We start from the raw sequence: 13,780 nt of genomic DNA, 5'->3' as shown, positions 1-13,780 counted from the left end.
GGCAGGCGACATGTCTGAATTCTGGGGATCCACACTGGGCATCGCGATCATCCTGCTGGCGCAGGGTCTGGCGCTGATCGCCTTCGTGATGCTGTCGCTGGTCTACATGGTCTATGGCGACCGCAAGATCTGGGCGGCTGTCCAGATGCGCCGTGGCCCGAACGTCGTCGGGCCGTGGGGCCTGCTGCAGACCTTCGCCGACGCGTTGAAATACATCGTCAAGGAGATCGTCGTGCCGGCGGGCGCGGACAAGTTCGTGTTCTTCCTGGCGCCGTTCCTGTCGATGACGCTGGCATTGACCGCGTTCGTGGCGATTCCCTTTGCGCCCGGCTGGGTGATGGCCAACATCAATGTGGGGATCCTGTTCATCTTCGCGGTCTCTTCGCTGGAAGTGTATGGCGTGATCATGGGGGGCTGGGCGTCGAACTCGAAATACCCGTTCCTCGGTTCGCTGCGGTCCGCCGCGCAGATGATTTCCTACGAGGTCAGCCTGGGCCTCATTATCATCGGGGTGATCATCTCGGCCGGGTCGATGAACCTGACCGCCATCGTCGAGGCACAGCGCGGCGCCGGCCTGCTGTCGTGGTTCTGGTTGCCGCATCTGCCGATGGTCGTGCTGTTCTTCGTCAGCTGTCTGGCCGAAACGAACCGTCCCCCCTTCGACCTGCCCGAAGCCGAATCCGAACTGGTCGCGGGCTTCATGGTCGAATATTCCTCGACGCCCTACCTGCTGTTCATGGCGGGCGAATACATCGCCATGTGGCTGATGTGCGCGCTGATCTCGCTGCTGTTCTTCGGCGGCTGGCTGTCGCCCATCCCCGGCATCCCCGACGGGGCGCTGTGGATGTTCCTGAAAATGGTCTTCTGGTTCTTCATGTTCGCCATGGTGAAGGCCATCGTGCCGCGCTATCGCTATGACCAGCTGATGCGCATTGGCTGGAAAGTGTTCTTGCCGCTGTCGCTTGGCTGGGTGGTGATCGTGGCGTTCCTTGCAAAATTCGAAGTCTTCGGGACCTTCTGGGCCCGTTGGGCAGGAGTGTGAGACAATGGCTTTCGACATCGCCCGCGCCACCAAATATTTCCTGATGATGGATTTCATCAAGGGCTTCGGACTGGGCATGAAATACTTCTTCGCGCCCAAGGCGACGCTGAACTATCCCCACGAAAAAGGGCCGTTGTCGCCGCGCTTCCGGGGCGAACATGCGCTGCGCCGCTATCCGAATGGCGAGGAACGCTGCATCGCCTGCAAGCTTTGCGAGGCGATCTGCCCCGCGCAGGCCATCACCATTGATGCCGAACCGCGCGAGGACGGCTCGCGCCGCACGACGCGCTATGACATCGATATGACCAAGTGCATCTATTGCGGCTTCTGTCAGGAAGCCTGCCCGGTCGATGCCATCGTCGAGGGACCGAATTTCGAATTCGCCACCGAAACCCGCGAGGAACTGTTCTACGATAAGCAGAAGCTGCTGGACAACGGCGCCCGCTGGGAATCCGAGATCGCCCGCAACCTTGCAATCGACGCGCCCTACAGATGACCGATACCTTCCAGAAGATGTTCCAGCAGATGCTGCAATCCGGGCAGGAGATGGCGCGTGTCTTCAACCCCGCGCTTGAGCAGGTGGACAGCAAGGCGTTCGAGAAGCTGATCCCGACAATGCCGTCTGACATGCTGGAGATGTGGTTCGGCAAGACCTTCAACCGCGACGGTCTGGACGCACGGACGCGGCTTCTGGTGACCATCGCGGCGATGACCGTGCAGGGCGCCCATGCCGAACCGCAGCTGCGCCTGACCATTCGCCATGCCATCGCGGCCGGCGCGACGCCGCGCGAGATCGCCGAGGTGATTTATCAGATGGGAATGTTCGGCGGCATTCCCGCGATGCAGAAGGCGCTCGAGATCGCTCAGGGCGTCTTCACCGAATCCGAAGGGAACGAAACCGAATGATCACCATTGCATTCTATTTGTTCGCGATTTCTGTCTGCACCGCCGGCTTCATGGTCGTTCTGGCACGCAACCCGGTGCATTCGGTCCTGTGGCTGATCCTGGCCTTCCTGTCGGCGGCCGGCCTTTTCGTGCTGCAGGGGGCTGAATTCGTGGCGATGCTGCTGGTTATCGTCTATGTCGGCGCCGTCGCGGTGTTGTTCCTGTTCGTGGTGATGATGCTGGACGTGGATTTCGCCGAACTGAAGGGCGAATTCGCGCGATACCTGCCGCTTGGCGGTCTGATCGCGCTGGTTCTGCTGGCACAGCTGGCGATCGGGTTCGGCGCCTGGCAAAGCTCGGATCAGGCCGTGGCGTTGCGCGCCGCACCGATCACCGCCGAGGCGATGAACACCAACCTGATCGGCACCGTGCTTTACGACCGCTACATCCTGCCGTTCCAGTTGGCCGGGCTGATCCTGCTGGTCGCGATGATCGGGGCGATCACCCTGACCATGCGGCACCGCAAGAACGTCAAACGTCAGGATGTACTGGCACAGATGTATCGCGATCCTGCCAAGGCGATGGAGTTGCGGGACGTGAAGCCCGGGCAGGGCTTGTGACCACCGGAGGGTGGATCGCGGTGGCTGTCGGGATTGCAACGGCGGTTCTGGTGGCGAACGGATATTTCAACGGGTGAACGACCCGGAGGGACAGATACGATGATCGGATTGACACATTACCTTGTCGTGGGGGCGATATTGTTCGTCGCCGGCGTGTTCGGGATCTTCGTGAACAGAAAGAACGTCATCGTCATCCTGATGTCGATCGAACTGATGCTGCTGGCGGTGAACATCAATTTCGTCGCCTTCTCGGCCCATCTGGGCGATCTGGTGGGGCAGGTGTTCACCATGTTCATCCTGACCGTCGCCGCCGCCGAGGCCGCGATCGGTCTGGCGATCCTGGTGGTGTTCTTCCGTAACCGCGGCACCATCGCGGTCGAAGACGTCAACGTGATGAAGGGGTAAGGGATCATGGCGCAATTCATCCTGTTTGCCCCGCTTCTGGGCGCGATCATCGCCGGTTTCGGATGGCGCATGATCGGCGAGAAGGGCGCGCAGTATCTGACCACGGGCATCCTGTTCGCGGCCTGCTTCTTTTCCTGGATCATCTTCCTGGGTTTCGACGGCGAGACCCGGCACATCCCGGTGATGGACTGGATCGTCTCGGGCGATTTCGCATCCGAATGGGCGATCCGCGTGGACCGGCTGACCGCGATCATGCTGATCGTCGTGACCACCGTCTCGGCGCTGGTTCACCTGTATTCGATGGGCTACATGGCCCATGACGAGAACTTCACCCACGACGAGCATTACAAGGCACGGTTCTTCGCCTACCTGTCATTCTTCACCTTCGCGATGCTGATGCTGGTTACGGCCGACAACCTTCTGCAGATGTTCTTCGGCTGGGAGGGCGTCGGCGTTGCGTCGTATCTGCTGATCGGCTTCTACTACAAGAAACCGTCGGCCGGGGCCGCCGCGATGAAGGCGTTCATCGTCAACCGGGTCGGCGATTTCGGGTTCCTGCTGGGGATCTTCGGTCTGTTCTGGATGACCGGCTCGATCCAGTTCGATGCGATCTTCGGGCAGATCCCCGAACTGGCGCAGACCCAAATGCATTTCCTGTGGCGCGACTGGACCGCGACCGAGGTTCTGGCAGTGCTGCTGTTCATCGGCGCAATGGGCAAATCGGCGCAGCTGTTCCTGCACACCTGGCTTCCCGACGCGATGGAGGGTCCGACGCCGGTTTCGGCGCTGATCCACGCCGCGACCATGGTGACCGCGGGTGTGTTCCTGGTCTGCCGGATGTCGCCGCTGTTCGAATTCGCGCCTGATGCGAAGACCTTCGTGACGGTGATCGGTGCGACGACCGCGTTCTTTGCGGCGACCGTCGGCCTGGTGCAGAACGACATCAAGCGGGTGATCGCCTATTCGACCTGTTCGCAGCTTGGCTACATGTTCGTGGCGGCGGGCGTCGGCGTCTATTCGGTCGCCATGTTCCACCTGCTGACCCATGCCTTCTTCAAGGCAATGCTGTTCCTTGGCGCGGGTTCGGTCATCCACGCGATGCACCATGAACAGGACATGAGGAACTATGGCGGGTTGCGCAAGAAGATCCCGCTGACCTTCTGGGCGATGATGATCGGCACCTTGGCGATCACCGGCGTCGGCATCCCGCTGACCCATATCGGCTTCGCGGGCTTCCTGTCCAAGGATGCGGCCATCGAAAGCGCTTGGGCCGGCAACACCTATGCCTTCTGGATGCTGGTCATCGCCGCGGCCTTCACCAGCTTCTATTCCTGGCGGCTGATGTTCATGACCTTCTTCGGCAAGCCGCGCGGCGATCAGCATACGCACGACCATGCCCATGAAAGCCCGCGCGTCATGACCGTGCCGCTGGGGGTTCTGGCCATTGGTGCGATCTTTGCCGGGATGGTCTGGTACGGTCCGTTCTTCGGCAGCCACGAAAAGGTCGCGCAGTTCTTCCACATGGGCCATGGCGAGGTTCACGCCAGCACCGAGGCGGGGCACGGGGACGAGGCCGAGCCTGAGAACGGCTCCGCCGCCGCAGAGACCGAAGGTTCTGCCGAAGGCGAGGACGGACATGCGGTTGCCGCGGATGTCGCTGCGCCGGTCGGCGGTGCCATCTACATGCATCCCGACAATCATGTCCTGGACGAGGCACACCATTCCCCGGCCTGGGTCAAGGTTTCGCCTTTCATCGCGATGCTGGCGGGGCTGCTGCTTGCCTGGGTCTTTTACATCCGCAGCCCGGATGCGCCGCGCAAGCTGGCCGAACAGCAACCGGTGCTGTATCGCTTCCTGCTTAACAAGTGGTATTTCGACGAGATCTACGACTTCATTTTCGTTCGTCCGACGAGGTGGCTGGGCCGCAAGCTGTGGACGGGCGGCGACGGAGCGATTATCGACGGCGCCATCAACGGGGTCGCCATGGGAATCATCCCGCGGCTGACCCGGTTCGCCGGACGTGTTCAGTCCGGATATCTGTTCCATTATGCCTTCGCGATGGTTCTGGGCATCGTGGGCTTGCTGATCTGGGTGATGATGCGGGGCGCGCACTGACATGACGAACCTTCTTTCGATCATCACCTTTCTGCCGATTGTCGCGGCGGCAATCCTGGCGCTGTTCCTGCGCGGCGACGACGCAGCCTCGCAGAAGAACGCGAAATGGCTGGCGCTGATCGCGACATCCGCGACCTTTCTGATCTCGCTGTTCCTTCTGGCGGGCTTCGACCCCGCCGACACGAGCTTCCAGTTCGTCGAGGATCACCCCTGGATCATGGGCCTGCGCTACAAGATGGGCGTCGATGGCATCTCGATCCTGTTCGTTCTGCTGACCACGTTCCTGATGCCTCTGACGATCCTGTCCACCTGGGACGTCAAGATCCGGGTCAAGGAATACATGATCGCCTTTCTGGTGCTGGAAGGGCTGATGATCGGCGTCTTCACCGCGCTGGACCTGATCCTGTTCTACCTGTTCTTCGAGGCCGGGCTGATCCCGATGTTCCTGATCATCGGGATCTGGGGCGGCAAGAACCGCATCTATGCGGCGTTCAAGTTCTTCCTCTATACCTTCCTCGGTTCGGTCCTGATGCTGGTCGCGATGATCGCCATGGTCCGCACCGCCGGAACCACCGACATCGCGCAGCTGCTGCAGTTCGACTTTCCGTCCGAAACGATGCGGGTGCTTGGCTTGACCGTCGTGGGCGGCATGCAGACGCTGCTGTTCGTCGCATTCTTCGCCAGTTTCGCGGTGAAGATGCCGATGTGGCCGGTCCACACCTGGCTTCCAGACGCGCATGTTCAGGCGCCCACGGCAGGTTCGGTCGTGCTGGCCGCCGTCCTTCTGAAGATGGGCGGCTATGGGTTCCTGCGCTTTTCGCTGCCGATGTTCCCGGTCGCGTCTGATCTGTTGCAGCCGCTGGTCTTCTGGATGTCGGCCATCGCCATCGTCTATACCTCGCTGGTTGCGCTGGCGCAGTCCGACATGAAAAAGCTGATCGCCTATTCGTCGGTCGCCCATATGGGCTATGTGACGATGGGAACCTTTGCCGCCAATCAGCAGGGACTGGACGGCGCGATCTTCCAGATGCTGTCGCACGGCTTCATCTCGGGCGCGCTGTTCCTGTGCGTCGGCGTCATCTATGACCGCATGCACACGCGCGAGATCGACGCCTATGGCGGTCTGGTGAACCGGATGCCGGTCTATGCGCTGGTCTTCATGTTCTTCACGATGGCCAATGTCGGCCTGCCGGGCACCTCTGGCTTCGTCGGCGAATTTCTGACGCTGATGGGCACCTTCAAGGCCAATACATGGGTCGCCTTCGTGGCCGCCTCGGGTGTGATCCTGTCGGCTGCCTATGCGCTGTGGCTGTATCGCCGGGTCACCTTCGGCGCGCTGATCAAGGAAAGCCTGAAGACCATCACCGACATGACCCCGCGCGAACGCTGGATCTTCGCGCCGCTGATCGCGATGACGCTGCTGCTTGGCGTCTATCCGCGACTGGTCACCGACATCACCGGCCCCGCCGTCGAGGCGCTGCTGGTCAGCTATCACGACGCGCTGCCGCACGAGGCGACGGACGGTCTTGCCGTCACCGCCGACGCGACGCAGCCCGAAGCCAGCCATTGAGGAACGCAGAATGACCGCGATCGATTTTTCGACCATTTTGCCCGAGATGCTGCTGGCGATCTACGCCATGGCGGCGCTGCTGGCCGGGGCCTATCTGGGCAAGGACGCCATCGCCCGCCCGATCCTTTGGACGACGGTGGGTGTACTGCTGATCGTGGGGTTGTATGTCGGTTTTGCCGACCGGCCCGACGCAACGGCGTTCTTCGGCATGTTCCATGACGATTCCTTCGCGCGCTTCGCCAAGGTGACGATCCTGATTTCCGCAGCTGCGGTCCTTGCGATGAGCGCCGATTACATGGAGCGGCGTGGCCTTTTGCGGTTCGAATTCCCGATCCTGATCACGCTGGCCGCGGTCGGCATGATGATGATGGTTTCGGCCGGTGACCTTCTGACCCTGTATATGGGTTTGGAGCTGCAGTCGCTGTCGCTCTACGTCGTGGCCGCGATGCGCCGCGAAAGCGCCAAGTCGTCCGAGGCCGGGCTGAAATATTTCGTCCTTGGTGCGCTCAGCTCTGGGATGCTGCTCTATGGTGCGTCGTTGGTTTACGGCTTTGCCGGCACCACCAGCTTCGACGGCATCTTCTCGACCGTGACCGCGGGCCAGATGTCGCTGGGGCTGCTGTTCGGACTGGTGTTCCTGCTGGTCGGGCTTGCCTTCAAGGTGTCGGCGGTGCCGTTCCACATGTGGACACCCGATGTCTATGAAGGGGCGCCGACACCGGTCACGGCGTTCTTCGCCACCGCCCCCAAGGTGGCGGCGATGGCGCTGATCGCCCGCCTGATGTTCGAGGCGTTCGGCAACGTGCCCGGCGACTGGGGTCAGATCATCGCGGCGCTGGCCGTGCTGTCGATGTTTCTGGGGTCGATCGCGGGGATCGGTCAGACCAACATCAAGCGTCTGATGGCCTATTCGTCGATCGCGCATATGGGCTTTGCCCTTGTCGGGCTTGCGGCTGGCACAGCCTATGGCGTGCAGGCGATGCTGATGTACATGGCGATCTATGCGGTGATGAATGTCGGCAGCTTTGCCTTCATCCTGTCGCTGGAGCGCGATGGCCGGCCGGTGACCGACCTGGCCAGCCTGAACCGCTTTGCCTCGGCCGAACCGCTCAAGGCATTCGCCGTCCTGTTCCTGATGTTCAGCCTGGCCGGCGTGCCGCCCTTCCTTGGCTTCTTTGCCAAGTTCGGCGTGCTGTCCGCCGCCGTGCAGGCCGGGATGAGCTGGCTTGCGGTGCTGGGCGTGATCGCCTCGGTCATCGGTGCGTTCTATTATCTGCGCATCGTCTACTACATGTTCTTCGGGGCCGAGAACGAAGGCGTCGAAAGTCGCATGGGGCTGGTCCAGTATCTGGCGCTGGTCGTTCCCGCCGCCATGCTGCTGCTGGGGGCGATCACCATGCTGGGCGTCGATGACGCCGCCGCCACCGCCGCGCAATCGCTGGTCGGACCTGAGGCGACGGCCGCCGAGGCGGGAATGGACGGCGCTGGTCCCGATGTCTCTGGTGAGGCGCCGGCCGAGACCGCCGTTGACTGAACCGCACGTCGCGCCATGGCCGGATGGGGTCGCGCGCCACGTTCTTGATCGTGTCGACAGCACCAATGCCGAGGCGTTCCGTCTGGCACCATCCCTGGCCGGTCCGGCCTGGATCATGGCGCGTCGGCAGGAAGCCGGTCGGGGCCGCCGCGGTCGCGCATGGACCGATCCGCCCGGAAACTTCGCCGCGACGTTCCTGCTGCGCCCCGACGGCGGGCCTGCAGATGCGGCCCGGCTGTCCTTCGTTGCGGCGCTGGCGGTCCATGAGGCGCTGACGGCACTTTGCGGTCCTCAGCTGAACCTGTCGCTGAAATGGCCCAATGACGTGCTTCTGAACGGCGGCAAACTGTCCGGCATCCTGCTGGAAAGCTCTGGTTCGGGGTCGATGCTGACATGGCTGGCAATCGGCATCGGCATCAATCTTGAGACAGCGCCCGACCCCGGATCGGTCGAGCAGGGCGCGCTGCGACCCGTCAGCCTGAAGGGCGAGACGGGACTGTCGGTCACGCCGGACGAGGTTCTGGATGCACTGGCTCCGGCCTTTGAGCACTGGTGGTGGCAAATGCGCACCTATGGCTTCGCGCCGATCCGGACCGCGTGGCTGGCCCGGGCCGCAAGGCTGGGCCAGACGATCATCGCGCGGACCGGCCGGACCGAGATGACCGGACGCTTTGACGGCATCGACGAAACCGGCGCGCTGATCCTGACGACATCACGCGGCAGGCAGGCGATTCCCGCCGCCGAAATTCATTTCAGCGGAGCCTGATTCCATGCTGCTGTGCATCGATACCGGCAACACCAACACCGTGTTCTCGATCTGGGACGGCAGCAAGTTCCTGTCGCATTGGCGCATCTCGACCGATCACCGCAGGACGGCGGACGAATACTATGTCTGGCTGTCCACGCTGATCGCGGTGCGCAAGTTCGAACTTCAGATCGACGGCTGTATCATCAGCGCCACCGCGCCGCGCGTCGTCTTCAACCTGCGGGTGCTTTGCAACCGCTATTTCGACCTGCGTCCGCTGGTGGTGGGCAAGCCTGAATGCCTGATGCCGGTGGCGCCCCGCGTCGATCCGGGCACCAAGGTCGGTCCGGACCGGCTGGCCAACGCGGTCGCCGCCTTTGACCGGCACGGCGGCAATACCGTGGTGGTCGATTTCGGCACTGCGACGAATTTCGACGTGGTAGATGTCGACGGCGCCTATGTCGGCGGCGTTATCGCGCCCGGCGTCAACCTGTCGCTCGAGGCGCTGCACATGGCCGCCGCCGCCCTGCCGCATGTCGATGTCACGATGCCGGAACGGGTCATCGGCACCAATACGGTTGCCTGTATCCAGTCGGGCATCTACTGGGGGTATATCGGCCTGATTGAAGGCATTACACGGCGGATCCGGCAGGAACGCGATCACGGCATCAAGGTGATCGCAACCGGCGGGTTGGCACCACTATTCGATCAAGGGTTTGACCTGTTCGACGCGATAGAAGACGATCTGACAGTTCACGGATTAAGATTGATTCACGATTACAACAAGGAGATGGGCAATGGCTGACCGCCTGATCTATCTGCCGCTTGGCGGCGCGGGCGAAATCGGCATGAACGCCTATGTCTATGGATATGGCGCGCCGGGCAAGGAAAGGCTGATCCTGGTCGATCTGGGGGTGACCTTCGGCGACATGGACAGTGCGCCGGGCATCGACCTGATCATGCCCGACATCACCTGGCTGCAGGAGAACCGCGACCGGCTGGAGGCGATCTTCATCACCCACGGCCACGAGGATCACCTTGGCGCGGTGGGGCATCTGTATTCCAGGCTGGGTGTGCCGGTCTATGCGCGCCAGTTCACCGGCGCACTGTGCCGTCTGAAGCTGGAAGAGCAGGGACATCCCGCCGACGTGGTGCGGATCACCGGGCCGCGCCCCGAAGTGACGCAGCTTGGTCCCTTCAATGTCCAGTTCGTGCCGGTCAGCCACTCGATCCCGGAAAGCGCCGCGCTGATCATCGACACGCCGGCGGGCCGGATCGTGCATACCGGCGATTTCAAGCTGGACGGCACGCCTGTGGTGGGCGACGCCTTCGATCCCATCGTGTGGCACGACATCGCCGCCCAGGGGCGCGGCATCAAGGTGCTGACCTGCGATTCGACCAATGTCTTCTCGACCCATCCCGGCCGGTCCGAGGCGCTGTTGGCCAACCCGATCCTTGAATGGGTGATGGCCCAGAAGAACATGGTGGTCGCCACCACCTTCGCCAGCAACATCGCAAGGCTGAAGACCCTTGCCGACGCGGCCATCGCGTCAGGCCGCAAGGTCTGCCTGTTGGGGCGGGCGATGCGCCGGATGGTGTCGGTCGGGCTGGAAACCGGCATTCTGACGGATTTCCCCGATACGATCGGTCCCGACGAGGCGTCCAACATGCCGCGCGGCAAGGTCATGCTGATTGTCACCGGATCCCAGGGCGAACGCCGCGCGGCCAGCGCGCAGTTGTCGCGGGGACGTTATCTGGGGCTGTCGCTGAAGGAAGGCGACAGTTTCCTGTTCAGCTCGAAGACCATTCCGGGTAACGAACGCAGCGTCGGCCGGATCATGAACGCGCTCAGCGAAATGGGCGTCGACGTCTTCGATGCGGATGACGGTCTGTTCCATGTGTCGGGGCACGCGAACCGCCCGGACATCGAGGCGCTGCACGATCTGCTGAAGCCCGAGATCGTGATCCCGATGCATGGCGAGCATCTGCATCTGCGCGAACACATGATGCTGGCCCGCGACAAGGGTCTGACGTCCGAGATCGTGGTCAACGGCATGATGATGGATTTGACCGGCGACACGCTGAAGGTGGTCGATCAGGTCGAGACGGGCCGGTTGTATCTGGACGGCACCGTGCTGATCGGCGCGATGGATGGTGTCGTGCGTGATCGCATCCGGATGGCGTTGAACGGGCACGCGCTGGTCAGCGTGATCGTTGACGAGGACGATAACGTCCTGCCCGACGCCTGGGTGGAACTGATGGGGCTGCCCGGTCGGACGCGCGGCGGCGACGACCTGGCCCGACATATCGAGGGCGAGTTGGCCGAGTTCCTGGAATCTGCCGATAATCGCACCGTCTCCGACGATCGGAAGATGGAAGAGGCGGTGCGCAAGATCACCCGTCAGGTGGCCATGGAAGAGATCGGCAAGAAGCCCGAGGTGACCGTGATCATCAGCCGGCTGATGGCCGACTGATCCAAGCGGTCGGCGGCGCGCGATCCGCGTGCCGCCGAATGCTGCGGGCCTGCATCCGGCGGACGTGTCCGGGTCGTGGCAAGGCTTGACCGCGTGGCTTGGTTGCGGCAATGCCCGGGCCATGAACGAGACACCGAAATCCGAGTTTGATCCGAATCCGCCGCGCCGCAATTTCTATGGCAGGCGTCACGGCAAGACGCTGCGGCACAGCCAGAAGGGTTATCTGGCCGAGGATCTGGGGGAACTGCGTCCCCGCGGCATCACCGCGCAGGAAAACCCCGAACGCGAGACCATCTATCCGGCAAGGATCTTCGGGGACGACAGGGCCGTCTGGTTGGAAGTGGGCTTTGGCGGCGGCGAACATATGGTCCACATGGCCGCCACCTATCCTGACATCGGCATCATCGGATGCGAGCCGTTCATCAACGGCGTCGCCATGCTTCTGGGCAAGATCCGGGCCGCCGGGGTCCAGAATGTCAGCGTTCATCCCGGCGATGCCCGCGACCTGATGGATGTGCTGCCCGATGCCAGCCTTGACCGAGCCTTCCTGATGTATCCCGACCCGTGGCCAAAGGCGCGGCACCACCGGCGCCGCTTCGTCACGCCCGAACATCTGCTGCCTCTGGCCCGCATCATGCGTCCGGGCGCCGAATTCCGTGTCGCCACCGACATTCCCGACTATGTGCGCCAGACGCTGGAGCAGGTGCCGCTGGCGGGGTTCGATCTGGTTTCCGAAACGCCGCAGCCTTGGGCGGACTGGATCAGCACCCGCTATGAACAAAAGGCCCTGCGCGAAGGGCGCAGCCCGCATTATGTGACCTTTCGCCGGCAGGGTTGACTTGCGCTGCTAATGCTGGTCAGCCGGGCAAGGCAATGGCGCGGCAACAGCGCCGGAGGAAACCACGATGACCGCACCTGACTGGATCGCCGTCGATTGGGGCACCAGCAATCTGCGTCTCTGGGCCATGCAGGGCGCCGGGATCGTCGAACGCCGCGAAGCCGCCAAGGGCATGGGCGTCCTGACCTCAGGCGAATTTGCAGGCGTTCTGGAACAGGCCACGGAAGGCTGGCCAGACAGTCTGCCGGTTGTGGCCTGCGGCATGGTCGGCGCACGGCAAGGTTGGATCGAGGCACCCTATCAATCCGTTCCCGTGGCAGCCGCGCCGCATCTGGTCCAGGTGCCGGGGCGACGGGTCTGGATCGTCTGCGGTGTCAGTCAGAACGATCCGCCTGACGTGATGCGCGGCGAGGAAACCCAGATTGCCGGAATGCTGGCTGCTCGGCCTGACTTTGACGGTGTGGTCTGCCTGCCCGGCACACACACGAAATGGGCGCGTATCTCGGCCGGCGAGATCTGCCATTTCCAAAGCTTCATGACCGGCGAACTGTTCGGGCTGCTGGCCGGTCAGTCGGTGCTGCGTCACAGCCTGGGCGAACCGGGTGACGATGCGGCCTTCGATGCGGGGCTGGCCGAAGCCCTGGCGCAGCCGCACCGGGCCTATGGACGGCTGTTCCAGCTGCGCGCCGCCGGGTTGATCGGCACGCAGGATCCGTCAAGCGCGGCGTCAAGGCTTTCGGGACTGCTGATCGGTTGGGAACTGGCCGGGGCAAAGCCCTATTGGCTGGGCCAGGAGGTTGCATTGCTTGGCGCACCGCGCGTTGCCGCGCTGTATGCCCGTGCACTTGCCGCGCAGGGCGTCGCCACGACGCTTGCCGATACCGAGGCCGCGACGATTGCCGGGTTGTTCCGGGCGCGCCAGCTGATCGGAGACCAAAAATGACACGCAAGCTGATTGCCATTCTTCGCGGCCTGACACCGGCGGACGCCCAGGGCGTCGGGCAGGCACTGGTCGATGCCGGAATCACGATGATCGAGGTGCCCTTGAATTCGCCGCAGCCGCTGGCCAGCATCGCCACGCTGCAGGCGCGCTTCGGCAGGCTTGCGCGGATCGGCGCGGGCACGGTTCTGGATGTCGCGCAGGTGCACGAGGTCGCCGCGACGGGGGCCACTCTGATCGTGTCGCCGAACTGCGATCCTGCGGTGATCCGCGCCAGCAAGACCGCCGGGTTGACCAGCTATCCCGGTGTGATGACGCCGACCGAAGCCTTTGCGGCAGTCGCTGCCGGGGCGGATGCGCTGAAGCTGTTTCCCGGTGAATTGATCGGGCCCGTCGGGCTGCGAGCGATGCGGGCCGTTCTGCCGCCTGACCTGCCGCTTTACGCGGTGGGCGGCGTGACGGCCCAGAACATGGCCGAATGGAGACGCGCGGGTGCAGCCGGGTTCGGAATCGGCTCGGCGCTGTATCGGCCGGGCGACAGCGCTGCGACGGTGGCGGAAAAGGCCCGCCAGATCGTTGCCGCCTGGGAGGCATCGGCCTGAGGGCATATCG

Annotated in this window: 14 protein-coding genes; all 14 read left to right on the top strand. The window is 63.2% G+C overall.

Translation table 11 applies throughout. The features are described from left to right. Nucleotides 1-10 precede the first annotated feature (10 nt). Complete coding sequence (nuoH, locus tag MU516_RS07365; RefSeq protein WP_209057433.1) at nucleotides 11-1,042, top strand: NADH-quinone oxidoreductase subunit NuoH; 1,032 nt, start codon at nucleotides 11-13, stop codon at nucleotides 1,040-1,042. A gap of 4 nt (nucleotides 1,043-1,046) precedes the next feature. Beyond that, entirely contained in the window at nucleotides 1,047-1,538 is a 492-nt protein-coding gene (gene nuoI, locus MU516_RS07360; protein WP_209057432.1) for an NADH-quinone oxidoreductase subunit NuoI, read from the top strand. After that, complete coding sequence (locus tag MU516_RS07355) at nucleotides 1,535-1,948, top strand: carboxymuconolactone decarboxylase family protein (protein ID WP_260276567.1); 414 nt, start codon at nucleotides 1,535-1,537, stop codon at nucleotides 1,946-1,948. The genes nuoI and MU516_RS07355 overlap by 4 nt, the downstream gene beginning before the upstream one ends. Next, entirely contained in the window at nucleotides 1,945-2,547 is a 603-nt protein-coding gene (locus MU516_RS07350; protein WP_260276566.1) for an NADH-quinone oxidoreductase subunit J, read from the top strand. The genes MU516_RS07355 and MU516_RS07350 overlap by 4 nt, the downstream gene beginning before the upstream one ends. A gap of 99 nt (nucleotides 2,548-2,646) precedes the next feature. Continuing rightward, nucleotides 2,647-2,952 (top strand): NADH-quinone oxidoreductase subunit NuoK, encoded by a 306-nt coding sequence (nuoK, locus tag MU516_RS07345; protein WP_260276565.1) that lies wholly within the window; start codon nucleotides 2,647-2,649, stop codon nucleotides 2,950-2,952. A 6-nt stretch (nucleotides 2,953-2,958) separates the two neighbouring features. Then, nucleotides 2,959-5,067 (top strand): NADH-quinone oxidoreductase subunit L, encoded by a 2,109-nt coding sequence (gene nuoL / locus MU516_RS07340; RefSeq protein WP_260276564.1) that lies wholly within the window; start codon nucleotides 2,959-2,961, stop codon nucleotides 5,065-5,067. A gap of 1 nt (nucleotide 5,068) precedes the next feature. After that, nucleotides 5,069-6,637 (top strand): NADH-quinone oxidoreductase subunit M, encoded by a 1,569-nt coding sequence (locus tag MU516_RS07335; RefSeq protein WP_260276563.1) that lies wholly within the window; start codon nucleotides 5,069-5,071, stop codon nucleotides 6,635-6,637. 10 nt (nucleotides 6,638-6,647) lie between these two features. Then, nucleotides 6,648-8,171: an NADH-quinone oxidoreductase subunit NuoN gene (gene nuoN, locus MU516_RS07330; protein ID WP_260276562.1), complete on the top strand. Its 1,524-nt coding sequence runs from the start codon at nucleotides 6,648-6,650 to the stop codon at nucleotides 8,169-8,171. Beyond that, nucleotides 8,164-8,937, top strand: coding sequence for a biotin--[acetyl-CoA-carboxylase] ligase (locus MU516_RS07325; protein ID WP_260276561.1), 774 nt, complete (start codon nucleotides 8,164-8,166; stop codon nucleotides 8,935-8,937). Before nuoN ends, MU516_RS07325 begins: the two co-directional genes overlap by 8 nt. 4 nt (nucleotides 8,938-8,941) lie before the next feature. Beyond that, the gene (locus tag MU516_RS07320; protein ID WP_260276560.1) at nucleotides 8,942-9,721 is read left to right on the top strand and encodes a type III pantothenate kinase; all 780 of its coding nucleotides are present in this window, start codon (nucleotides 8,942-8,944) and stop codon (nucleotides 9,719-9,721) included. Then, nucleotides 9,714-11,390, top strand: coding sequence for a ribonuclease J (locus MU516_RS07315; protein ID WP_260276559.1), 1,677 nt, complete (start codon nucleotides 9,714-9,716; stop codon nucleotides 11,388-11,390). The genes MU516_RS07320 and MU516_RS07315 overlap by 8 nt, the downstream gene beginning before the upstream one ends. Before the next feature lie 121 nt (nucleotides 11,391-11,511). After that, nucleotides 11,512-12,228 (top strand): tRNA (guanine(46)-N(7))-methyltransferase TrmB, encoded by a 717-nt coding sequence (gene trmB, locus MU516_RS07310; RefSeq protein WP_260276558.1) that lies wholly within the window; start codon nucleotides 11,512-11,514, stop codon nucleotides 12,226-12,228. A gap of 67 nt (nucleotides 12,229-12,295) precedes the next feature. Next, nucleotides 12,296-13,171, top strand: a complete 876-nt coding sequence (locus tag MU516_RS07305) for a 2-dehydro-3-deoxygalactonokinase (RefSeq protein WP_260276557.1) — start codon at nucleotides 12,296-12,298, stop codon at nucleotides 13,169-13,171. After that, nucleotides 13,168-13,770 carry a 2-dehydro-3-deoxy-6-phosphogalactonate aldolase gene (locus MU516_RS07300; protein WP_260276556.1) on the top strand — a complete coding sequence of 201 codons (603 nt, stop codon included), beginning with the start codon at nucleotides 13,168-13,170 and terminating at the stop codon, nucleotides 13,768-13,770. Before MU516_RS07305 ends, MU516_RS07300 begins: the two co-directional genes overlap by 4 nt. The last annotated feature ends 10 nt before the right edge of the window (nucleotides 13,771-13,780 follow it).

This window comes from Paracoccus maritimus (genome assembly GCF_025195095.1).
Classification (GTDB): domain Bacteria; phylum Pseudomonadota; class Alphaproteobacteria; order Rhodobacterales; family Rhodobacteraceae; genus Paracoccus; species Paracoccus maritimus.
Note: the sequence above shows the minus strand (reverse complement) of the source record. Positions and strands in the feature narration are given on the sequence as shown.

Coding starts and splice junctions, on each gene's coding strand:
- nuoH (WP_209057433.1), top strand. CDS start 11: ATGTCTGAATTCTGGGGATCCACACTGGGCATCGCGATCATCCTGCTG.
- nuoI (WP_209057432.1), top strand. CDS start 1,047: ATGGCTTTCGACATCGCCCGCGCCACCAAATATTTCCTGATGATGGAT.
- MU516_RS07355 (WP_260276567.1), top strand. CDS start 1,535: ATGACCGATACCTTCCAGAAGATGTTCCAGCAGATGCTGCAATCCGGG.
- MU516_RS07350 (WP_260276566.1), top strand. CDS start 1,945: ATGATCACCATTGCATTCTATTTGTTCGCGATTTCTGTCTGCACCGCC.
- nuoK (WP_260276565.1), top strand. CDS start 2,647: ATGATCGGATTGACACATTACCTTGTCGTGGGGGCGATATTGTTCGTC.
- nuoL (WP_260276564.1), top strand. CDS start 2,959: ATGGCGCAATTCATCCTGTTTGCCCCGCTTCTGGGCGCGATCATCGCC.
- MU516_RS07335 (WP_260276563.1), top strand. CDS start 5,069: ATGACGAACCTTCTTTCGATCATCACCTTTCTGCCGATTGTCGCGGCG.
- nuoN (WP_260276562.1), top strand. CDS start 6,648: ATGACCGCGATCGATTTTTCGACCATTTTGCCCGAGATGCTGCTGGCG.
- MU516_RS07320 (WP_260276560.1), top strand. CDS start 8,942: ATGCTGCTGTGCATCGATACCGGCAACACCAACACCGTGTTCTCGATC.
- MU516_RS07315 (WP_260276559.1), top strand. CDS start 9,714: ATGGCTGACCGCCTGATCTATCTGCCGCTTGGCGGCGCGGGCGAAATC.
- trmB (WP_260276558.1), top strand. CDS start 11,512: ATGAACGAGACACCGAAATCCGAGTTTGATCCGAATCCGCCGCGCCGC.
- MU516_RS07305 (WP_260276557.1), top strand. CDS start 12,296: ATGACCGCACCTGACTGGATCGCCGTCGATTGGGGCACCAGCAATCTG.
- MU516_RS07300 (WP_260276556.1), top strand. CDS start 13,168: ATGACACGCAAGCTGATTGCCATTCTTCGCGGCCTGACACCGGCGGAC.